The 20,680-nt window shown below is 45.0% G+C and carries 18 protein-coding genes and 1 pseudogene; all 19 read left to right on the top strand.

The features are described from left to right. The first annotated feature begins 31 nt into the window (after positions 1–31). The 19 genes and pseudogenes from CCVT_RS08180 to CCVT_RS08095 all read left to right on the top strand — a co-directional run bounded on the left by CCVT_RS08180 (position 32) and on the right by CCVT_RS08095 (position 20,677). Entirely contained in the window at positions 32–1,708 is a 1,677-nt protein-coding gene (locus CCVT_RS08180; protein ID WP_018135983.1) for a 4Fe-4S binding protein, read from the top strand. Further along, complete coding sequence (locus CCVT_RS08175) at positions 1,701–2,417, top strand: TorD/DmsD family molecular chaperone (protein ID WP_018135984.1); 717 nt, start codon at positions 1,701–1,703, stop codon at positions 2,415–2,417. Before CCVT_RS08180 ends, CCVT_RS08175 begins: the two co-directional genes overlap by 8 nt. A gap of 286 nt (positions 2,418–2,703) precedes the next feature. After that, the gene (locus CCVT_RS08170) at positions 2,704–2,913 is read left to right on the top strand and encodes a hypothetical protein (RefSeq protein WP_009650953.1); all 210 of its coding nucleotides are present in this window, start codon (positions 2,704–2,706) and stop codon (positions 2,911–2,913) included. 10 nt (positions 2,914–2,923) lie between these two features. Then, positions 2,924–3,190, top strand: a pseudogene (locus tag CCVT_RS09970) (twin-arginine translocation signal domain-containing protein); the annotation flags it as partial. Next, a complete protein-coding gene (locus CCVT_RS08165; protein ID WP_265094884.1) occupies positions 3,173–5,902 on the top strand; it encodes a formate dehydrogenase subunit alpha in 2,730 nt (909 codons plus the stop codon). The pseudogene CCVT_RS09970 and the gene CCVT_RS08165, both read left to right, overlap by 18 nt. Before the next feature lie 11 nt (positions 5,903–5,913). Then, positions 5,914–6,486 (top strand): formate dehydrogenase FDH3 subunit beta, encoded by a 573-nt coding sequence (gene fdh3B / locus CCVT_RS08160; RefSeq protein ID WP_018135987.1) that lies wholly within the window; start codon positions 5,914–5,916, stop codon positions 6,484–6,486. Between the two features lie 150 nt (positions 6,487–6,636). Beyond that, the gene (locus CCVT_RS08155; protein WP_018135988.1) at positions 6,637–8,577 is read left to right on the top strand and encodes an FTR1 family iron permease; all 1,941 of its coding nucleotides are present in this window, start codon (positions 6,637–6,639) and stop codon (positions 8,575–8,577) included. Between the two features lie 20 nt (positions 8,578–8,597). Beyond that, positions 8,598–9,119 carry an iron transporter gene (locus CCVT_RS08150; RefSeq protein ID WP_009650791.1) on the top strand — a complete coding sequence of 174 codons (522 nt, stop codon included), beginning with the start codon at positions 8,598–8,600 and terminating at the stop codon, positions 9,117–9,119. 60 nt (positions 9,120–9,179) lie between these two features. Then, on the top strand, positions 9,180–10,547 hold the full coding sequence (locus tag CCVT_RS08145; protein ID WP_018135989.1) for a Fe-S-containing protein: 1,368 nt from the start codon (positions 9,180–9,182) through the stop codon (positions 10,545–10,547). Beyond that, entirely contained in the window at positions 10,544–11,836 is a 1,293-nt protein-coding gene (locus CCVT_RS08140; protein WP_018135990.1) for an ABC transporter permease, read from the top strand. The genes CCVT_RS08145 and CCVT_RS08140 overlap by 4 nt, the downstream gene beginning before the upstream one ends. Then, entirely contained in the window at positions 11,823–12,965 is a 1,143-nt protein-coding gene (locus CCVT_RS08135) for an ABC transporter permease (protein WP_018135991.1), read from the top strand. Before CCVT_RS08140 ends, CCVT_RS08135 begins: the two co-directional genes overlap by 14 nt. A gap of 1 nt (position 12,966) precedes the next feature. Continuing rightward, positions 12,967–13,641 carry an ABC transporter ATP-binding protein gene (locus tag CCVT_RS08130; RefSeq protein WP_018135992.1) on the top strand — a complete coding sequence of 225 codons (675 nt, stop codon included), beginning with the start codon at positions 12,967–12,969 and terminating at the stop codon, positions 13,639–13,641. Then, positions 13,638–14,135, top strand: a complete 498-nt coding sequence (locus tag CCVT_RS08125) for a TlpA family protein disulfide reductase (protein WP_018135993.1) — start codon at positions 13,638–13,640, stop codon at positions 14,133–14,135. Before CCVT_RS08130 ends, CCVT_RS08125 begins: the two co-directional genes overlap by 4 nt. Before the next feature lie 9 nt (positions 14,136–14,144). Continuing rightward, a complete protein-coding gene (locus CCVT_RS08120; RefSeq protein WP_018135994.1) occupies positions 14,145–14,717 on the top strand; it encodes a hypothetical protein in 573 nt (190 codons plus the stop codon). 368 nt (positions 14,718–15,085) lie between these two features. After that, a complete protein-coding gene (locus tag CCVT_RS08115; protein WP_018135995.1) occupies positions 15,086–16,963 on the top strand; it encodes a TonB-dependent receptor domain-containing protein in 1,878 nt (625 codons plus the stop codon). Between the two features lie 165 nt (positions 16,964–17,128). After that, positions 17,129–18,091: an ABC transporter substrate-binding protein gene (locus tag CCVT_RS08110; RefSeq protein WP_018135997.1), complete on the top strand. Its 963-nt coding sequence runs from the start codon at positions 17,129–17,131 to the stop codon at positions 18,089–18,091. Next, a complete protein-coding gene (locus CCVT_RS08105) occupies positions 18,088–18,885 on the top strand; it encodes an ABC transporter permease (protein ID WP_018135998.1) in 798 nt (265 codons plus the stop codon). Before CCVT_RS08110 ends, CCVT_RS08105 begins: the two co-directional genes overlap by 4 nt. Before the next feature lie 3 nt (positions 18,886–18,888). Next, positions 18,889–19,578: an ABC transporter ATP-binding protein gene (locus CCVT_RS08100; RefSeq protein WP_018135999.1), complete on the top strand. Its 690-nt coding sequence runs from the start codon at positions 18,889–18,891 to the stop codon at positions 19,576–19,578. Continuing rightward, a complete protein-coding gene (locus CCVT_RS08095) occupies positions 19,571–20,677 on the top strand; it encodes an NnrS family protein (RefSeq protein WP_018136000.1) in 1,107 nt (368 codons plus the stop codon). Before CCVT_RS08100 ends, CCVT_RS08095 begins: the two co-directional genes overlap by 8 nt. Positions 20,678–20,680 lie beyond the last annotated feature (3 nt).

The raw sequence follows: 20,680 nt of genomic DNA, 5'->3' as shown, positions 1-20,680 counted from the left end.
ATGTGAAAATTTTAAAATCAAGGCTGCAAAGATGAAAGAATTTGGCTTTTACAACCCTAGCGGCGAGGCCGTGATGCTAAACGAGCAGATCGAAGTGACCACCGATGAAAACGCTCATTTTTTAGTATCGAATTCGCCAAGATTGAGCGCTGATATTATCGCGCCGGAGATAGATTTTTATCTTAAAAGCTCAAGCGATGGCGTCCTCGAAAAGGCAAAAACCGCTCTCATGCTCTACGAGGCGCGCGCGACCTGTTTTGACTTGGCAAAGGACATCGACTACGAGAAAAAGGTCGGTAAAAACGTAGTCGTAGTAAGTAACGGCGGACGCGAAAATTTAGCTCAAATTTTAAAAGATAACGGCTACAAAGTGATCGAGCTTTCTCACATCGAAGTGAAATTCGTCTACGGCGCGGTCGGAGAGCTTAGCGTCATCGTCACTCGCGAAGAGGGCGAATTTGAGATCGACTGTGACTTTTTACTCGCTCAAAACGCCCGCGAATACATGCTAAAACAAAGCGGTTGTATCGAGATAGCACACATGAGCGATGATGAAATTTTAGAATTTTTGAACGCTCACTCGCCAAGCTATCCTTACAAAAGCTTCATCACTTATGATTCTAGTATTTGCCAGTATCACGAGCGCAGAGAGGAGATCTGCGGCAGATGCGTCGAGGTCTGCCCTAGCGTAGCGATACTAAAAGAGGACGAGACCAAGCATCTTGTGTTTTCGCACATTGACTGTGTGAACTGCGGCGAGTGCGTGAGCGTTTGTCCTAGCGGCTCGATCGATTATTCGCTCATGCCTAGAGCGGCGTTTATCGAGGTAGCCAGGATGTATAAGGGCAAGATCGCGCTTATAGTGCCGCGCGTAAGCGATCTTGAAAATTTAAACGTAAATTTACCTACCAATGTAGTGCCGTTTGCGATAGAGGGCGAGAAATTTTTGAGCCAAACGCATCTTTTGACCCTGCTTCAAGAAAGCGGTGCAAACGTTATCCTCTACTCAAATGCCAGGCTAAAAGGCACGAGTATGGCGATTGACATCGTAAATCAAATTTACGAGCTGAAATTTAAAAAAACCGCCGTTTTCGTCGCCAAAAACGAAAGAGAGCTAAAGGAGGCGCTTTTAAAAGTGGAATTCATCGAAGGCAGCGAACATCACATCAGCGAATACGCCCTAGCAAAACGCGAAATTTTCGCTAAGAGGCTGGAATTTCTAGTCGGCGATGAAAATTTAGGCGCGATCTACACTGACGAGCCGATAAGATACGGCTATGTCACGATAAATCAAGACACCTGCACGCTTTGCGCCAGCTGCGTCGGAGCTTGCAACGTAAATGCCTTGATAGCCGATAAAAATGAAAATTCTATCAAATTCAATCCTAGCGTCTGCACGGCGTGCGGATATTGCGAGCTTAGCTGCGCCGAAAAAGATACGATCAAACTAAACGTCGGCAAGGTCGAGCTGGAGCCAAAATTTTTCACCTATAACGAGCTTGCCAAAGACGAGCTATTTAAATGTATAGAGTGTGGCAAAGAGTTTGCGACCAAAAAAGCGGTCGAAAAGATAGCCACGATCATGGCGCCGCGCTTTGCCTCGCAACCGGACAAGATAAAGACGCTTTATTGTTGCGCCGACTGCAAGGCAAAGATAATGGTAAGAGCTCAGCTCGCAGCCGCTCAAAGGGGAGAAATTTATGAGTAAAAACGTCGAAATTTTAAAGGCGAGATCTTACTACTACGAATTTTTAGCAATGCCTTTTTTCTTTTACGAGACGCCGGATAAATTTAACCTTTGGCGTGCTCAGCTTGACGAGCTAGCGACAAATCCGCTAAACGAAGAGAGTGCAAACGCCTTTGCAGAGCTTGAAAAATTTGACTTTAAGGCGTTTAAAGCCGAGCAAAATTCAGTGCTATTTGACCTAAGCTACATAAATGTGCCTCTTGGTATCAGCTTTTATGAAGAGGGGCGAGACGAGGGTGCGGCTAGGCTACGTGCCATCGAAATTTTAAAGAAGAGCGGCTACCGTCGAGACGTGATAAAATGCACAAGCAGCGAGGATTTCGTAGGATTTGTGTTTCTTTTGATGGTTACGTTTTTAAGAGATGAAGCAAAAGAGGAGATAAATGAGCAAAGCTTTAGTACTGAGCTTTTTGAGAGCTTGATAAACGGCTTTATAGATGAGTTTATACAAATGCTTCATGACCATGAGAAGGCGGAATTTTTCAGGTCGTTAGCCTTAGTGATGAAAAGCTTTTTTGCACTTGAGCGCTCGCTTTTAGCGATCGAAGCCCCGCAAAGGGATAAAAACGTGCAAAGCCCGGCCGAGGCGGCGCTTAACCGCAAACCTTATCAAACTAAAATGCCGACTGCAAAATCTAAAATATACTGGGACGAATTTACTGCATTATAAATTTCAAACGATCTGAGTTTTCTTGGACTCGGATCATAATTTTTAAATTTCATTAATAAAACATTATATATTTTTAAAAATTTATAAATTTAAAAAAGTTATTTTTAAATTTTAAATCGTTTTTCTACTAATTATGATACATTACCCGTATTTGAATTTGTAAGGTTTATTATAGTTGCCCTAAAAATGGGCCGTTGCGAGTAAAATTTTGCCGTTTTGCCTGCGTTTGCGCTGAAGCGGGATCGAAACGCGCGAGATTTACGTATTTTTAGAAAGGTTGTCCGGAATGAAACAAGACAGACGGGAATTTTTAAAAAAATCCCTAAAAGCTACGACGATAGCTGGTGCTGCCGTTGCCGCGACGTCTCTTGCCGCTACTTCAAAGTCCGCTTTGGAGGCTGATGATAATGGCGTAGTGATCGGCAAGTCGAACAAAAAAGAGGTGCTCTATAGAAAAACACAAGCGTGGGAGCAATATTATAAGGTCGCTTATTAGGAGATAAATTATGAGTGATGCAAGAGTTGCGAGACGTTCGTTTTTAAAACTTGCCGCGCTTGGTGCTGGTAGCGCCGTCGCTTTTGGCAGTGAAAACGAAACTATCAAGAAAAAAGACGAGTTAAATGGGATACCAGATCCGTATCCGGGTTCAAAAACAGTAAGGACGATATGTTCGATATGTTCTGCTGGCTGTGGTATCGAGGCTGAGGTGCATGATGGTGTTTGGGTCCGCCAGGATATGGCTGTGCACCATCCTATCTCACAAGGAAGCCACTGCTGCAAGGGAATCGATCAAATCGATCTAACAAAAAGTAAGCAACGTATAAAATATCCGATGAAAAAAGTAAATGGTAAGTGGGAGCGTATCAGCTGGGAGACTGCCATAAATGAGATCGGCGATAAGATGCTCGAGATCCGTAAAAAACACGGACCAGATTGCGTCGAGTTTTTAGGTTCGGCTAAATTTAACAACGAACAATCATATTATTTTAGAAAATTTGCAGCTTTTTGGGGCACGAACAACAACGATCACGTAGCACGTATCTGACATAGCGCAACAGTCGCCGGTGTGGCGAATACTTGGGGTTATGGCGCGATGACGAATCACTTTGGTGATATGGCTGCGAACTCAAAAGCTATTTTATGTATAGGTGCAAATTCTGCCGTTGCAAATCCTGTCGGAGGTATGAAACACATGCTTCAAGCTCGCGATAGAAATAACGCAAAGATAATCGTTGTAGATCCTATATTTACAAAGACTGCCGCTAAAGCCGATCATTTCGTAAGGCTTAGACCAGGAACCGATATAGCGTTTATATATGGCATGCTTCATCTTATCTTTAAAAACGGCTGGGAGGACAAAGAGGTCATAAGGACTCGCTCTTACGGCATAGACGAGATCAGAAAAGAGGCCGAAAAATGGACTCCTGAAGAGACTAGTAACGTTACTGGTGTTCCCGTAGATCAATTGATAGAAGTTACAAGAATTTTTGCTACAACTAAGCCGGCTACGCTTATTTGGGCTTTGGGTATCACTCAACACTCCGTAGGAAGCTCAAATACCAGAATTTTATCCATCTTGCAGCTAGTGCTAGGAAATATGGGTAAGCCAGGTGGCGGATGTAACATCATCAGAGGACACGACAATGTTCAAGGCTCTACCGATATGGGCAACCTTGCTGATACATTGCCGATGTATTACGGTCTTGCTGATACTGCGTGGAAGCACTACTGCAAAGGCTGGGGCGTTGATTTTGATGAATTCGTAAAACGCTTTGCGGTCTCGACAAAAGAGCCAAAGCAGGGCGGTGCACCGGTAAAAGGCACTAAATTTGAAGAGTATTATTATCACGATCCAAAAAATCCTGAAGATAGAAACTGGCGAAATGAAAAAGGCTGGTCACTATCAAAATGGTGGCAGGGCGTGCTTAAAGAAGAAAAGACTTTCTCCAGCGGCGAGCTAAAGGTTCTTTGGGTGCAAGGAACGGGTCTAACATCTATGGCTCATACGGTCAAAATTCAAGAAGCTCTTAGTAAGCTTGATATGCTTGTTGTTGCAGAGCCGTTTGTCAATGAGATCGCGATCCTTAGCGATAGAAAAGATGGAGTTTATATCTTACCAGTCGCAAGTGCTTTTGAAAACGAGGGTAGCGTAAATGCGACAAATCGTGCAGGTCAGTGGAGGACTCAAGTCGTAAAACCTTTATATGAGAGCAAAGGCGACCATGAGGTCATGTTTGAGTTTGCAAAGAAATTTGGCTTTTATGAAGAGTTTACTAGGGCACTTCGTATGAGGATCGTCGATGGCGAGCCAAAAGAGGTCAATAAAGACTTTGTATGGCCTGACGACGCTACTCGCGAGATAGCTATGACAGGACATTCTATCGGTATGCAAGGACGAACTCCGGAAAGACTAAAGAGGCATCAAGCAAACTGGGAAAATTTCGACCCTGATACGCTTATGGGCATAGGCGGAGAGGTCAAGGGTGAGTATTATTCGCTTCCATGGCCTTGCTGGGATGAAAAACACCCTGGCACCCCAATACTTTATGATATCAGCAAGCCTTATGCTGAGGGCGGAAGTGGCTTTAGAAATCGCTTTGGTTTGGAGCATAACGGAGTTAGCCAGTTGGCTGATGAGAGCGTGACTGTAAAAGACTCTAAGATCAAAGGCGGACACCCTCAGATCACAAAAGATAATATCGAAAAAGTGCTTGGTATCACTCTTACAGAAGAAGAAAGAGCAAAGATCGGAAATAGCTGGAGCGATGATTATAGCGGTATTATCAATGCTAAATGCCGTGAATTTGGTATCGTGCCTTATGGTAACGCAAGAGCGCGTGCGATCGTTTGGGAATTTACAGATCAAATTCCAAAACATCGCGAGCCTATCCACTCTCCGCGCTGGGATCTGGTCAAAAAATATCCTACGTTTGACGATCAAGCGCGAAATTTCCGTGTTGCAAGTAGGTTTATCAGCGAACAGCAAAAAGAGGACTGGAGCAAGGACTTCCCGACTATCATCAGCTCTATGCGCTTAGTAAATTTAAGTGGTGCAGGCATGATCGAGAGGACTAGTAAATATCTATCTGCGATCACGCCTGAGATGTTTGCATATGTAAATCCTGAGCTTGCTATGGATAAAGGCATAAAAGATGGTGACATGATATGGATACATAGCCCGCAAGGCACAAAGATAAAGGTAAAATGCTTCCATAATCATACGGTCACCCCGGATCGTATCTGCTTGCCTTATAACTTTGCTGGTATCATGCAAGGCGTTGATTTATCAGATAGATATCCTGAGGGAACTAAGCCTTATGTTATAGGCGAGAGCTCAAATACCGTCACAAACTACGGCTTTGACCCTGTTACTCAAATTTCAGAATTCAATGCCGGACTTTGCAGGATCGAAAAGGCTGATGAAATGGGCTTTAAGACAAAATTTTTCAATGAATACGGCGAATCTGATCCGCACAATGGCTAAGGAGGTGAACAATGGCAAGAATGAAATTTTTCGTAGATGATAGCAGGTGTATAAGCTGCTTTGCTTGTCAGGTGGCGTGCTCCTCGGCTCATGAGCTTCCAGTTGGTCTTTATCGCCGTAAGGTCATAACATTAAATGACGGTATCGAGGGCAAAGAGGTTTCCACCACTATCGCTTGTCAGCACTGCACTGACGCACCTTGCGAGCAAGTATGTCCGGTGGATTGTTTTTATATCAGGGCTGATGGCATCGTCCTTCATGATAAGCATAAATGTATAGGCTGTGCATACTGCCTATACGCCTGCCCGTTCGGAGCTCCGCAGTTCCCACGCGACGGAGCGTTTGGCATAAAGGGCAAGATGGACAAATGCACCATGTGTGCAGGCGGTCCTGAGCCTACAAATACCCACGAGGAATTCGAGCTATACGGACAAAATCGTATAGCGGAGGGTAAAGTGCCTATGTGTGCGGCTGTATGCTCCACAAATGCACTCCTGGTCGGCGATGCTACGGACGTTTCAAACATTTATAGGAAACGTGTGATGCTCAAGGATGTAGGTATCGTTTCAAATACAGTACAATAATCAAAAAGAGGGCGCCAGCCCTCTTTGCTGCGAAATTTGATCTCTTTTCAAAAACTCTTACTTTATGATAATCATTTTTATTTTGGTTAAAGCCAAAATATGGTATCTTTCCACTCAATTTGTTATTTTAAATTTATTGGATTTGTAAACATGAAAAATTTCATAAAATTCCTACTCATCATGCTGTTGCCTTTATGGCTAAACGCAAAGAATGAAGACTACGCCCAGGTAGCCGAACAGATCAAAACTTCACTCGAAAAAGTCCTAGCCGAATATAAAGCCGGCAACACCCAAGATGCCGTCACTCATACGCAAGAGGCCTACTTTGGCTTGTTTGAAGATGTCGAAGGCGCTATACGTATAAATTTAGGTCAAAAAAAGGCCTACGATATGGAAAAGCAGTTTGGCGAGATCAGAAAGGCTATCAAGGCCGGAGAATCGGTAGATGATGTCACTGCCAGGATAGAAAAGATAAATTCTCAAATCGCCGAAGTCCTACCTGCGATCATAAGCGGACATAGACTTGTAGGAGAGTATTCGGATACTCCCGCTGCACCGGCAAGCAGTGGCTTTGACACGTCCAAATTTGTACCTGAGTGGAGAGTAGCGTTTGAAAGTATGTCAAAGGATATAAATAGCGCTATCGATGCTTATGATAACGATAAAAAAGATGACGCTCAAAGAGATGTGGAGAATGCTAAATTCGTAGATTATCGCAATACAAAACTCGAGATCGCCGTGCGTCAGCATATAGATAACGGCAAAAGCGTAGATGCCGATATACAAAGAAAGATGAGCGAAGCGATAAGCGGCATAAGCAATGGCATCAGCAAAGACGATTTTAAAAGCAAACTAAATGAAGTGATAAAAATAACCTATGATGCGGTAGCTAAACTACCTGCAGATACCGCTAAGATCGCTGCCGTGGATATGAGTAACGAAACCAGCGACGAAACAGATACTCAAACTGATTACACGCCAGTCGTTAAAAATATCAACGATAAAATCGCCGCTGCGATACAAACCTACAAGGCCGGAGACGCTAAAAAGGCGATCGCTGACGTGCAGGATCTATATTTTGACGAGTTTGAGGGCAGTGGTATGGAAAACAGCGTGGGAGCTCGCGATGTAAATTTAAAAACCGCTATCGAGGGAAGCTTCGGTGCTATCCCGGCTTTGATGAAATCAGGTGCGAGCATAGATAAGATAGAAGCCGCCGCAGCTACTATGAGCGATCAGCTAAATACAGCTCTGGGCAAAACCAGCACTCCGACTTCGCCTTGGTTTTTATTCATCTCGGCATTTACTATCATCTTGCGTGAGGGCTTTGAGGCTCTCATCATCGTAGCAGCCGTGGTCGCATACTTAGTAAAAACCGGCAATGACGCCAAAATGGGCAAGGTCGTATATAGCTCAGTCGGCGTAGCAGTCGTTTTAAGTTTTGTCATGGCGTGGATCATGAACCTCATTTTTGGTCAAGCAGCCGGTCAAAAGCGCGAGCTGATGGAAGGCATCGTCATGCTCATAGCCGTAGGACTGCTCTTTTACGTGGGCTTTTGGCTACTATCAAATGCGGGTGCTAAAAAATGGAACGAGTATATCAAGTCTCATGTGACTGAGTCGCTAGCCAATGACTCGGCTATGGCGCTTTGGTGGACGGTATTTTTAGCCGTATTTAGAGAGGGTGCAGAGACAGTGCTCTTTTATCAGTCGCTTATCTTTGATGCCAAAGACAGCAGCGGCTACTCGGCTATCGGTGCTGGTTTCATCGCCGGTCTCGTGATACTGCTAGTCGTATATTTTGTATTTAAGAGATTTTCTATTAAAATTCCTATCAAGCCGTTTTTCGTCTTTACATCAGCGATCATATTTTATATGTCGATCGTCTTTGTCGGTAAGGGCGTGATGGAGCTGGTCGAGGGTAAAATTTTTGTTCCGACTATCATAAACGGACTAGAATTCCCGCAATGGATGGGCGATTGGTTTGGCTTGAAGCCATACTATGAGAGCTTGATACCGCAAATTTTGATGATCACGGCTTTGGTCGTTGGCATAATCATAATGAAAAAAAGAAAAGAAAAAACAAACTAATCTTATCAAAAGGAGAAAGTATGAATAAAATTTTAAGTTCAGCTTTGGCGTTCAGCCTTGCTGCAAGTTTCGCGGTTGCGGGGGAGCACCCTATCGGCGAGCCTGTTGAGGCTAACGGTATGGAGATCGCCGCTGTTTATCTACAACCTATCGATATGGAGCCAAAAGGCGTAGATCTAGCTCCAAGCTTAGCCGACATGCACATGGAGGCTGACATCCACGCTATCGCCGGTAACAAAAACGGCTTTGGTGAGGGCGAGTGGATACCTTATCTAAAGATCAACTACGAGCTAAAAAACCTTGATAACGGCAAAGTCAAAAAAGGAACATTCATGCCTATGGTCGCTAGCGACGGACCTCACTACGGTGCAAACATCAAAATGGATACCGGCGTGGGCAACTATGAGCTGAAATTCCATATCGACAATCCTGAAAAACAAGGCTTTGGTCGCCATGCGGACAAAGAGACAGGTGTTGGTAAATGGTTCGAGCCTTTCACGACAACTTACAAATTCCAATGGACAGGTGGTCCTGTCAAATAATTTTAGGGCGAGCGATCGCCCTTTTCAAACCAAATTTAAGAAAATTCCTAGGGTTTAGTTATGTCAATCTACTTCGTTCAGGTCCTTTCCGCCCTGCTTGGTTTTGTCCTTTTTGCTGCTTTAAACAACAAAGATAAAAGCCTAAAAACCATATTTTTACCGTCATTTTTAGGTATCGTCGCCGGTATCTTGATCTTCAAGGTCGCTAGACATGCGCTAGTCGACGATCGCGTGAAAATGGTGTTTGATTGTATCACGCTTGGATTTTTGTTTTTGAGCCTTTTGTGGATATTTTTTGAGTTTAAACCAGCAAAAATTCTCACGTTTTTTGTATTGGGCGTCGGATACGGGCTAAATTATAGCGCCATCAGCGCGCTATTCCCGCTATTTAGCGGTGAGCTTTTGGACACGCAGTCTGTTATCAGCTTTTTCTTGATGCTTTTTGCGATGCTTTGTGTATTCGTTTTGTTCTTTTTGATATCGAATTTAAAAAGCTCGTTAAAGTCTTTAAATTTAAAAATTTTCAGCCTGCTGGTCTTGGCATGCCTTGTGATAGATAAGCTCTCAAGCGCTGCGCTCGAGCTCATGCGAGCCGGATCTTTGCAGACGCATCCGCAGATGCTCTCTATCGTGGCAAAAGGAATTTACGTCGCCACGTTTTCGGCGTATTTTTATGCTTTTATCATCCTTGTGCTGGCTGTTTTAAATTTCGCCTCTCGTCCTGCTATGACTGATAAAAATGCGGTCGGCTCGATATCTTTTCGCTTTACGAAAGCCGCTAGAGAAAAGATATCGACAAATGTAAATTTTTCCACCGTCATCATCGCCGTGTCGCTTGCATTCTCGCTTTACTACGACCTTTACGCATCTCGCCCGCCTCAAATTTCAGAGCCGGTACTAGTCGAACCACAGGGAGATAAATTTATATTTGATGTGGATATGCTAAAAGACAATGCCTTGCACCGCTTCGCATATATCACGGATGAGGGCAAACAGGTGCGATTTTTCTTGCTAAATCGCTTCCCTGATCGCCCGTCGCCGGTCATCGTCTTTGACTCGTGCATGATCTGCGGCGATATGGGCTATATCAAAAAAGGTGACGATCTCATTTGTATATCGTGCAATGTCAGGATATTTTTGCCGTCAGTGGGCAAAGAGGGCGGCTGCAACCCGATACCTATGCCGTTTACCTTTGACGGTAAGCATGTCATAGTCGATTATGCTACGATAGTCGGCGGCTCGAACTACTTTAGCAAGGTCGTCGAAAGGATGGTCTTAGATCCCGTAAGCCGCAAAAAAGTGAGCAATCTAAGCTCAAGGTCGTATCTATATTACGGCCACACATACTTTTTTGAAAACAACGAGACTCAGGCGAAATTCGAAGCCAATCCTGAAATTTACGTAGATACGAACGGAACACTAAAATGAAAAATATGCAATTAATGCTGATAAAAAGCTCGATCACCGGCTCGAAAGTGCAAAAGACGATGGCGTTTATCACGATACTGCTTGCTACGATCCTTGTTGCTTGCATGCTAAACATCACGCTAAAGATCGGCGATCAAGTCGCGGGTGAGCTTAGGAGCTACGGCTCTAATATCGTGATCTTACCACGCGGCGAGAGCCTAAGCATCGAGATAGAGGGTAAAAATTTCACTCCGCTTAAGTCTCAAAATTTCTTACCCGAGTCAAATCTATATAAGGTAAAAGAGATATTTTGGCGAAACAATATCGTAGCCTTTGCTCCGTTTTTAGATGTGGACGTTAAAGACGCGAGCGGTAGAGCATTCGTGCTTGAGGGGACATATTTTGATAAAAATATCGGGCTTAAAGACGAGCCGGAATTTAGCACGGGCGTTAAGAGCCTTTATAGATTTTGGGGAGTCGAGGGCGCTTGGGTCAAAGATGACAGCGAGGATGAAATTTTAGTCGGCGACGCCTTAGCCAGCCGTGAAAATTTAAAGCTCGGAGATACTTTGAAGCTAAGCGCTAAAAACGGCAGTAAAGAGATCAAGATCGTCGGTATATTAAAAGGAGCCGGCGAAGAGTCGCATAAGCTGCTGGGCTCGCTAAAGCTGGCCGGCGAGCTCTCGGGGCATGTGGGCGAGTATTCAAAGGCTGAAGTATCGGCTATGACCATACCTGAAAACGATCTTTCGCTAAAGGCCAGGCGAAATTTAGATAACCTAGATAGCGCCGAATACGACTTGTGGTATTGCTCGGCTTATGTGAGCTCGATCGCCTATCAGATAGAGGAGGGCATCCCTGACATCAGCGCCAAGGCTAGCCTTCAAGTAAGTGACGCAGAGAGCAATATCGTAAAGAAGATCCAAAGCCTGATGGGCATTGTGAGCATTTTGGCGCTCGTGGTTTCTGCCATCGGCATAACCTCTTTGATGACTAGCGAAATTTACCGCCGTAAAAAAGAGATAGGCCTTTTAAAAGCCATAGGCGCCAGCAATTTTGAAATTTACACGCTTTTTGCGAGCGAGAGCTTGGTGGTAGCGTTTGTAGCCGGTATCTGCGGTGCGTTTTTAGGATACGCGCTAAGCTACGTGATGGCTTATACGATATTTGCTCACGGCATCGGCATCGCATGGATCGTGCTTCCTATAAGCGTAGCCTTTGCGTTGCTCATTTCAGTCGTCGGCTCGCTCATACCGATGAGGAGCGTCGTAAAATTATTACCGGCGGAGGTGCTATATGACCGTAAATAGCAAATTCTTTTTCAATATTATTTATAAAAGCTTAAGGAACGGCTCATCTCGCGTGATGGTCATCGTAGTCTCGATACTTCTTGGCGCTTGCGTGTGCGGTGCGTTCATCAACGTATATCTTGACATCGACTCTAAGGTCTCGCGCGAGCTAAAAACGTATGGAGCAAATATGATCTTCGCTCCGGCAGATATAGCCGCTACTGATGATATGAACGAGACGGAATATAGCTCGATGATAGCTAAGATCCCATCTGATAAGCTGCTTGGAGATAGCGGATATATCTTCACTCAGGCAAACATCGGACCGACAAACGCCATCATCATGGGGGCTAAATTTAGCAAACTTAAGGTCGTGAAACCGTTTTTGGAGGTTCGCGACGGAGATATGATAAATATCGATTTTGACGATAAAAACGTCTTGATAGGTGTCGACCTGGCAAGACAGGCGGGCTTTAAAGTAGGCGACAATATAGAGATAAGAGCTATCGGTGCAAACGACAGCCAAAACGTAAAGATCAAAGGTATAGTAGCAAGCGGTGATAAAGAGGACGCACTGCTCATCACCTCTTTGGCGCTGGCTCAGAAGATAGCTAATAAACAAGGTGAGATAAACTACGGTGAGGCTGTCGTGTTGGGAAATTTTGACGAGATAAGCGCTATCTCGAAAAACATAAGCAACGCCGATATCGCAGCAAAACCGGTCGCAAAGGTCTCAAAATCAGAAGGCTTCATATTAGAAAAAATCAAGCTTTTGATGGCGTTAGTGAGCCTTGTTATCTTGCTCATCACGTCGATGTGCGTAAATACGACGCTAAGTGCGATCCTGCTCTCTCGTTCACGCGAGATAGCGCTACTTAGAGCCATAGGTGCGAGTAAAAGAGATGTGCTCAAGCTCTTTGGCTGCGAGACTTTCGCCACGGCTTTCGTTTCGGCGCTCATAGGCGCATTTTTGGGCTACTTGCTGGCTCAAATTTTAGGATACGCGATATTTGATTCGAGTATCGATTTTAGAATTTTGAGTATCCCTACAGCCGTCATCATATCGCTCATTTTTGCTACGATCGCAGCATTTTACCCGATAAAAAGGGCGCTTGATAACAAGATGGCAGATACATTAAGAGGAGAATAGTATGTCAAATGCATTGGAACTTAAACATATTTGTAAGAAATTTGGCGACGTAAGCGCGCTTGATGATATAAATTTCGAGGTCAAAAAAGGCGAGTGGGTCAGCGTGATGGGCCCAAGCGGTAGCGGTAAGAGCACGCTTGTAAATATACTCTCTTTGATGGATACGCCAACAAGCGGCGTTTATATGCTAGGCGGTGATGACGTGAGCAACCTAAACGCCGAAGATACGCTTAAATTTAGACGTGAAAAGATCGGGCTTATATTTCAGCAGTTTCACTTGGTGCCCTATCTTAGTGCGCTTGAAAATGTGATGATAGCGCAGTATTATCATAGTAGTGTCGATGAAGACGACGCTAAAAAGGCACTCGAAGCGGTCGGTCTGGCTCATCGCTTGACGCATAGACCAAGCCAACTAAGCGGCGGCGAGCAGCAACGCCTTTGTATCGCACGCTCGCTCATAAACGATCCTGAAATTTTGATAGCCGACGAGCCTACGGGCAACCTCGACGAAGCGAACGAAAAGGTCGTGCTGGAGCTATTTTGCAAGCTAAGAGAGCAGGGCAAAACGATACTTCTTGTCACGCACAACCCCGAGCTTGGCGAATACGGCGACAAGATCGTCTATCTAAGATACGGTAAGCTTGAAAATATCCGCACTCTAAAAAGAGACGCATGATGAAATTTTGGTTTAAAATTTTTATTTTTGCGGCGCTGATATTTGCAGGATGTGCAAAAGAGTATGAGAAACATCACATAATGCTAAACGATCCAAAAGGCATAGATACGCAGTTTTTCCCTAGTCAGCAGCGCCTGAAAATGGGCGATAAACCCTATATGCTTTTCTTTTTCGGTACGGATTGCGGAGTTTGTAAAAAGCAGATCCCGGACCTTAACGAGCTATATAAAATTTATGGTAACAAGATGGAATTTATCGGGGTTTTAGGCCCTAGTAAAGGCTTTGACAAAGATATGGCTCTGCTAAAGGAGCATGGCATAGAGTTTAAGACTACAAGCGATAAAGTCTCGGTCGATTATTTCAGCAAAGCCGTAGGCGGTGTCATGGGAGTACCCGTTGTGTATTTTTTCGATAAAAGTGGTAAAATGTCTGGTAAATTCATCGGACTTACACCAAAGAGCGTATTGGAGAGTGCTATAAAGTCCGCTTTATAAGGAGCTTTTATGAAAACTTTACTCGTCATATTTGCTGCGATTTTGTTTGCAGGATGCGCTTCTAACGCCCCGACTATCTCCTCAAGGACCAGCGCACCGATTTTTATAACTATGAAAGACGTTAATGCCAGTGTCTTTGTAAATTTTAAAAATACCGCGACCGGTGAGGACGTAAATTCTGAAATAATAGCCGAATTCGTAAAAAACGGCTTCGTCTCTACGTCAAATATGGCAAAGGCCGATTTTGTAGTGCTTGGCGACGTTCAGGGCTTTGATCGCTTGATAAGGCGCGATTTTGACTCCAGGTTTTACATGGGATACGGCTTTGGCAGGCGACCGTTTGGGATGTTTGGCTACTCTTTTGGCTTTCCGTTTGATGACGATGACTTCGTGACTAACAGCTACTTTTACACCATGCAAGCAAGCGTCTTGATACGCCAAAAGGGATATCCTGATAAAAGTACGAACATCACGCTCTATCAAGGTGGCAATACCTATTCCAAGAGCTACATTTGGCCGTATTTTAAAGAGCGTCTGGCTAGGCAGATCGTCGGATTTTTCTACAATACCCAGCAAAGGTAGCTAAATTTTAAAGGCTCTGTTATAATACATTGACACTTGCTTCGCTTCTGCTTTGCAGTTGCGAACGAAGTGAAGCAAAAACCCTGCTTGCTCCGCAAAGCACCGAACATATAGCACGATTTTCGCGTTCAGCCTGTGGCTTCTCTGAAAATCGGCGGCGATAGCGTCGCTTCACAAGGTTTGACTTCGCTCTTGAAAGTTAAAAATCAATGAAATATTGTAACAGAGCCATTTTAAAAATCAACACTGTGGCAAAAAGCTAAATTCGAATATTATTTAGGATAAAAATCATCTTGATTATTGTCAATCGTTTTTAAATGATTTAATGATATACTTTCTCATATTCAATTTAAAATTTAAGGCCAAACATGAGAAATATCTTATTTTCAGGCGCGATCGCGGTATCGCTTTTGGGTGCTGATAATATAGCTTCCAGCGCGGTCATAGCCCCCATAAAAGAGTTTGCTCCACCGCCTTTGATCACTCCAAATATCGCTCAAAGCGCATTCTTGGAAAATCAATTCGACAAAGCCGATCGAAGCAGATACTACTTCGTTACGAACAAGCTCGACGAATCTATGGATAAATTTCACCTAAGCTCGGGCATATATGGCGGCAGCTTTTACGGCTCGGCATTATATCGTTACAGAGGAGCGAATTTTTATACGATCTTAAACGCTCACTATACCAAAGCTAATGACTACAAAGACGGTGACGGCGATAAAGTCGGCCTTGGCTATAAGCGCTACGGGCAAAATTTCATCGTAGGTTACTTGCCAAACGATATCAGCGAGATCAGAGCTACGTTTTTGCACGACAGGATAGATGACGACAAGCAGCCACAGCACCAAATGGACGCGGTAAAGACCGAGCGATACGCGACGAAGCTTGATGCGAGGATCGGCGATGAGGCTCTTGGCAATACGCTAAATTTAGAATTCATGTATAGGCAAGTCGAGCGAGAGGCAAACAACTACGCCCTTCGCAACTCCTCGTCAAAGGCTCGCGTCGAGATAAAGCGTAAAATTTTTGATTTCGGTGCGAAATACGACACGGATATTAGCGACTTTCATAACCTCGCAGGCTTTAAGATAACCCGCGACAGACACGAGGGTAAGCGCTATACTCTGACAAACGCGGGCTTTGTGCATACGGGAAATAGATTTCCAAAAATCGATACTAAAATTTATCAAATTTATGACACCATAAGCTACGATCTAAACGAGCAAAATAGGCTGAGCTTCGGGCTTGATTACGTTTGGAACAAGAGCGAGACAAAAAGCCTTGACGAGGTTTTCGTGATGCCGGGCATGCCTGCTGCGATGTCAAATAACCTAAACACCACGAGGAAGCTTTGGCGAAGCATTTACAGCAAGGACTTTGATGGCAGCATAGATCACGACGGACTAAGCGGAGCGCTCAAGTATGAATTTAAGCCTAACGAAAAAGATAGCTATTCGCTTGCCTTAGAGAGCCTTTATCGAGTGCCTTCAAACATGGAGCGCTTCAACGCGCTATTTGGAGCGGGCGATAACGGCTGGATATCAAATCCTTTCTTAAAGCCGGAGCGTCACAACCGCGTGAAGGCCGACTTTAAATTTGCGAGCGAGGCCTATAAGAGCTATCTAAATTCCATGTATGGCGAGGATTCGTTCGCTTTAAAGGGATACCTCATAGCAGACGATGCAAACGACCTCGTGATATATGACCGCAGACACGGGGCTGCGAGCACACCGACCGTAAATAGGAATGCCGTCACTTCGCGCAACGTCGATGCCAGACTCTATCTTGCAAATTTGGGCGCCGAGCTAAATTTCGCTAGAAATTTCGGAGCTAAATTTAACGCGTATTATAGCTATGGACAAAACAAAACCGACGACAGACCTCTTTATCAGATGAGACCGTTTGAGGCCAATTTGCAGCTTGATTACCGCGACTACGCCAGCTTTGGCAGCTTCAACCTAGGCACGGCGCTACGATACGTAGCCAAGCAAACCAGAGGAGACTTTGATAAGAGCACGGGCTTTGGCATCGATCTAAAAGAGGCGGCGAAGTCCTTTACGACGATGGATATTTATAGCGGGATCGAGTTTAAGAATAGGGTCGGTATCAGGCTTGGCGTGAATAATATCTTTGATAAAAAATACGCCGAGTTTATCAGCGGTGCGCATGTAGGCGCGCTCGCTCCGAATTTAGTAAATGCACCGGGAAGGACGTTTTGGCTGAATGTGCATGCTAGTTTTTGATGGTCAAATTTTATGAAACGATTTGCACTACGCAAATCTGGCTTTTGAGAGAAAACCAAGCTCACGGCAGATTTTCGTGCCTAGTGTTCGCAACTGCCATCTTTGCCACTTTGCGTAGTGTATAAGATCTAAAACGAAGTTCAAAATTTAATAAAGGAGAAACAAATGAAAAGAAGAGAATTCTTAGCATTAAACGCTGCGCTTGGTGCGAGTGCTTTTGCTCCGAGCTTGTTTGCCAAAGAGAGCTTTGAGATGTGGGGAGCGCCCGCGATCCCAAGCGTCATAATGGCGGTCGCCAGCCAGCAAGGAGAGCTCGCCAAAAGCCATGACGTGAGCCTTAAAATTTGGCGTAGCCCTGACCAGCTGCGCGCCGGCGTGGCTAACGGCACGATCAAAGTCACGATGGCACCATCTAACGTAGGCGTAAATTTAGCCAACCAAGGGCTAAATTTTGCCATGTTAAACATCCTCACGACAGGGCTTTTAAACATCCTCGTAAAAGACGAAAAGATAAAAAGCCTCGAGGATCTAGTCGGCAAGAAATTCGTCATGCTGTTTAAAAACGATATGCCAGACCTCATCGTCCAAGCCCTATGCAAGAAGCGCGGGCTTGACTTTAATAAGCTAAATATCACCTACGCTCAGACTCCGCCGGAGGCTATCGGTATGTTTTTGCAAAAGGACTTTGACGCGGTGCTTTCGGTCGAGCCGATGAGCTCTGCTGCCATACTTCGTGGTAAAAAAAGCGGCATAGAGGTGATAAGAAGCTTCGAGCTGCCTAAGGTTTGGGGCGAGACATTCAATACAAAGCCTTTCATACCGCAAGCCGGCATCATCGTAAATTTAGAATTTTACGAGCAAAACCGCCCGCTTTTTGATACGCTTGATAGCGATCTTAAAAACGCTTTGGCTTGGATACTTGCTAACAAGCAAAGTGCCGCAGAGATCGGCGCAAACTACCTGCCAGCCCCGGTACCGGCTCTTGCAAACAGCTTTGAGCGGTCAAACCTCACCGTCATCAAAGCAAGCGAAATTTCAGACGAGCTGATGAGCTTTTTTGAAATTTTATTCGAGCTAAATCCAAAAGTGCTTGGCGGCAAAATGGCTGAAAAGAGGCTCTTTTTATGATACTAATCGACGGCATCAAGGCTCCTCGCGCCGCTATTTGGCGAGTGGTGGATTATCTGCTTTCAGGCCTTAGCGGGCTTGGTGTCATCTGCCTGGCTATCGCGCTTTGGCAGCTTGGCTCGCAAATTTTCGGGGAGTTTTTGTTGCCGTCTCCAAAGGTCGTTTTCGTGCGGGCGTATGAAATTTTAGCCGACTATAAAAGCAGCGATATCCCCGTGACGCTCTTTCGCGCGGTCGTTGGCGTCGGGGTTTCGTGCGTAGTAGGCATCACGCTGGGGCTCATCGCCGGATACTACAAGAGCTTTGCGGCGTTTTTAAAGCCCTTCATCACGATACTTTTATCGATGCCGCCGATCATTTGGGTCGTGCTCGCGCTGTTTTGGTTCAGCTTTGGTAATGTAAGTACCATTTTTACGATCATAATCACCAGCATACCGCTAACTTTCGCTAGTTCGATGGTCGGCATGATGAGCGTGAACGAGCAGCTTAAAGAGATGTTTGACGCATACGATCTTGGGATTTTAAAAAAGATCCGCCATCTTTATCTACCTCATCTTACCAGCTACATCATCAGCTCGCTAAGCGTGGCGGTCGGTATGGGCGTAAAGATCGTCATCATGGCCGAGCTGCTTGGCGCTAGCGACGGTGTGGGCTCAAAGATCGCAGACGCCAGAGTGATGCTAGATACTCCAAGCGTGATGGCTTACGTAGTGCTCGTCATTACGCTTGTGATGCTTTTTGAGTATCTCATCATCGAGCCGCTTAAAATTTTACTGATGCCGTGGAAGAGGTGAGATATGCTGGAGCTTAAAAATTTGGAGTATGAAATTTTAAGAGACCGCGTCGTGCGAGACTTCAGCCTTGAAGTAGGGCGAGGCCATGCAGTGACGCTCTTTGGCCCAAGCGGCTGTGGCAAGACCACGATACTACGGCTGATCGCCGGTCTAAACGACGCTAAACGGGGCAGAATTTCAAACGATTTTAAAAAGACGACCTATCTTTTTCAGGAAAATCGCCTGCTTGAGTGGAGAAACGCCCTTGAAAACATCAAGCTAGTCGCCGACGATGTGAGCGATGATGAAATTTACGCATTTTTGGCAAAATTCGGACTCTCAAAAAGAGACGCACTAAAATACCCCGACGAGCTGAGCGGCGGCATGAGGGCGCGCGTGAGCTTTGTAAGAGCGCTTGTAACGAAGCCTGATTTGCTGCTGATGGACGAGCCTTTTTCGGGACTGGACGCTGATATGAGAGAGATAATGATCGATGAAATTTTATCTCGCAAAGAGCGAGGCATGAGCGTCGTGCTCGTTACTCACGATAGATTTGAGGCTGTTAGGCTAAGCGATGAGATATATTTTTTAAGTCAAAAAGGCGCAAACGTGGAGCAAATTTTACGTATCGATACACCGGCTTGTGAGCGCGATTTTGATTTTATAAGCCGCATGGCTACTGAAAATTTTGGCTCAAGGATATATTTTGATTAACGATTTTTTCACTCATCCTATGCGGATATTTTTTCTAAGTAGCGTATTTTGCGTGGTGCTTGGCTGTCTTAGCTTTTTTGTAGCGGGGGACTTCGTCAGCTTTCATAAATTTGCCTTTTTGGGGCTCGTTTGCCCTTTGGCATACGGCGGGTTTTTATTTACGGCCGTGCCTGACTGGACGAATTTCCCGGGCGACCTTAAAAAGCACAGCGTGGCTATGTTCACGCTCTTTGTCCTCTCGCTTGTAGCGATGTTTCTTGATCTGAAATTTGGCTATTTTTTCATGGGCTGCTTTTGGCTTTATCTTACTGTATTTAGCCTCGTGCTCATCATCCGCGATAGAAACGATCAAAATTTCAGCGTCGCTAGCATCTTGATCGTATTTTGTGCGTTTGATTTTTTATACGTTTTTAGCGGCGATGAGAAATTTTTAAACGCTCAGATCCACCTAAATATGATCGCTATCTTGGTGGTGAGCTTTCGCGTGAGTATCGTGATGGCAAAGGAAGCTTTCAAGCTGGAGCCTGACATGAACGAGGCGGTGTTTGCGCCGAGCTTCGTTTATAAAAATTTAGCCATCAGCGCATTTGTTTTGCTTATCGCTGCGCTCTTGCTGGACGCTTTGAGCCAGATAGTGGGCTTTTTGGCTCTTGGATGTGGGTTTATCTTGCTGGCGCGCCTTAGCGAGTGGCATCATCTTTGCCTTTTGAGGCATCATTTCGTGATATTTTATTATCTGATCAGCCTTTTTTCAGGGGTTGGTTATGTCTGGCTGGGAGCTAGCGAAATTTTGGATCTGGCCCTTAGCAGCAACGCCACCCATCTCATCGCGCTTTGCGTCGTCATGGGCGTCATCATGCTTATATTCAATGTCGCAGGGCTTCGTCATAGCGGTCAAGAGCTCGTATTTTTGCGTCTTTCGCGCCTAGGCCTCGTGCTACTTTTTGCTGCAGGCATCTCGCGCTCGGTGCTAGCGATCTTTAGCGATAAATTTTACATCGGCGTACCTGCGGTTTTGTTTGCCGTCTCTTTCGTGCTTTGGGCGATAAATTTTTACGCGATATTTAGAGACAATGAATTTACCGAAGATCCGGAGTAAAGG

Source organism: Campylobacter curvus, from assembly GCF_013372125.1.
In the GTDB taxonomy this organism is placed as follows: domain Bacteria; phylum Campylobacterota; class Campylobacteria; order Campylobacterales; family Campylobacteraceae; genus Campylobacter_A; species Campylobacter_A curvus.
This window is presented reverse-complemented; position numbering and strand designations above follow the sequence as displayed.

What these genes read in the sequence shown, in the direction of transcription:
- CCVT_RS08140 (WP_018135990.1), top strand. Translation starts at nt 10,544, where the DNA reads ATGAAAAATATGCAATTAATGCTGATAAAAAGCTCGATCACCGGCTCG.
- CCVT_RS08175 (WP_018135984.1), top strand. Translation starts at nt 1,701, where the DNA reads ATGAGTAAAAACGTCGAAATTTTAAAGGCGAGATCTTACTACTACGAA.
- CCVT_RS08170 (WP_009650953.1), top strand. Translation starts at nt 2,704, where the DNA reads ATGAAACAAGACAGACGGGAATTTTTAAAAAAATCCCTAAAAGCTACG.
- CCVT_RS08145 (WP_018135989.1), top strand. Translation starts at nt 9,180, where the DNA reads ATGTCAATCTACTTCGTTCAGGTCCTTTCCGCCCTGCTTGGTTTTGTC.
- CCVT_RS08105 (WP_018135998.1), top strand. Translation starts at nt 18,088, where the DNA reads ATGATACTAATCGACGGCATCAAGGCTCCTCGCGCCGCTATTTGGCGA.
- CCVT_RS08150 (WP_009650791.1), top strand. Translation starts at nt 8,598, where the DNA reads ATGAATAAAATTTTAAGTTCAGCTTTGGCGTTCAGCCTTGCTGCAAGT.
- CCVT_RS08110 (WP_018135997.1), top strand. Translation starts at nt 17,129, where the DNA reads ATGAAAAGAAGAGAATTCTTAGCATTAAACGCTGCGCTTGGTGCGAGT.
- CCVT_RS08125 (WP_018135993.1), top strand. Translation starts at nt 13,638, where the DNA reads ATGATGAAATTTTGGTTTAAAATTTTTATTTTTGCGGCGCTGATATTT.
- CCVT_RS08155 (WP_018135988.1), top strand. Translation starts at nt 6,637, where the DNA reads ATGAAAAATTTCATAAAATTCCTACTCATCATGCTGTTGCCTTTATGG.
- CCVT_RS08130 (WP_018135992.1), top strand. Translation starts at nt 12,967, where the DNA reads ATGTCAAATGCATTGGAACTTAAACATATTTGTAAGAAATTTGGCGAC.
- CCVT_RS08120 (WP_018135994.1), top strand. Translation starts at nt 14,145, where the DNA reads ATGAAAACTTTACTCGTCATATTTGCTGCGATTTTGTTTGCAGGATGC.
- fdh3B (WP_018135987.1), top strand. Translation starts at nt 5,914, where the DNA reads ATGGCAAGAATGAAATTTTTCGTAGATGATAGCAGGTGTATAAGCTGC.
- CCVT_RS08135 (WP_018135991.1), top strand. Translation starts at nt 11,823, where the DNA reads ATGACCGTAAATAGCAAATTCTTTTTCAATATTATTTATAAAAGCTTA.
- CCVT_RS08100 (WP_018135999.1), top strand. Translation starts at nt 18,889, where the DNA reads ATGCTGGAGCTTAAAAATTTGGAGTATGAAATTTTAAGAGACCGCGTC.
- CCVT_RS08180 (WP_018135983.1), top strand. Translation starts at nt 32, where the DNA reads ATGAAAGAATTTGGCTTTTACAACCCTAGCGGCGAGGCCGTGATGCTA.
- CCVT_RS08115 (WP_018135995.1), top strand. Translation starts at nt 15,086, where the DNA reads ATGAGAAATATCTTATTTTCAGGCGCGATCGCGGTATCGCTTTTGGGT.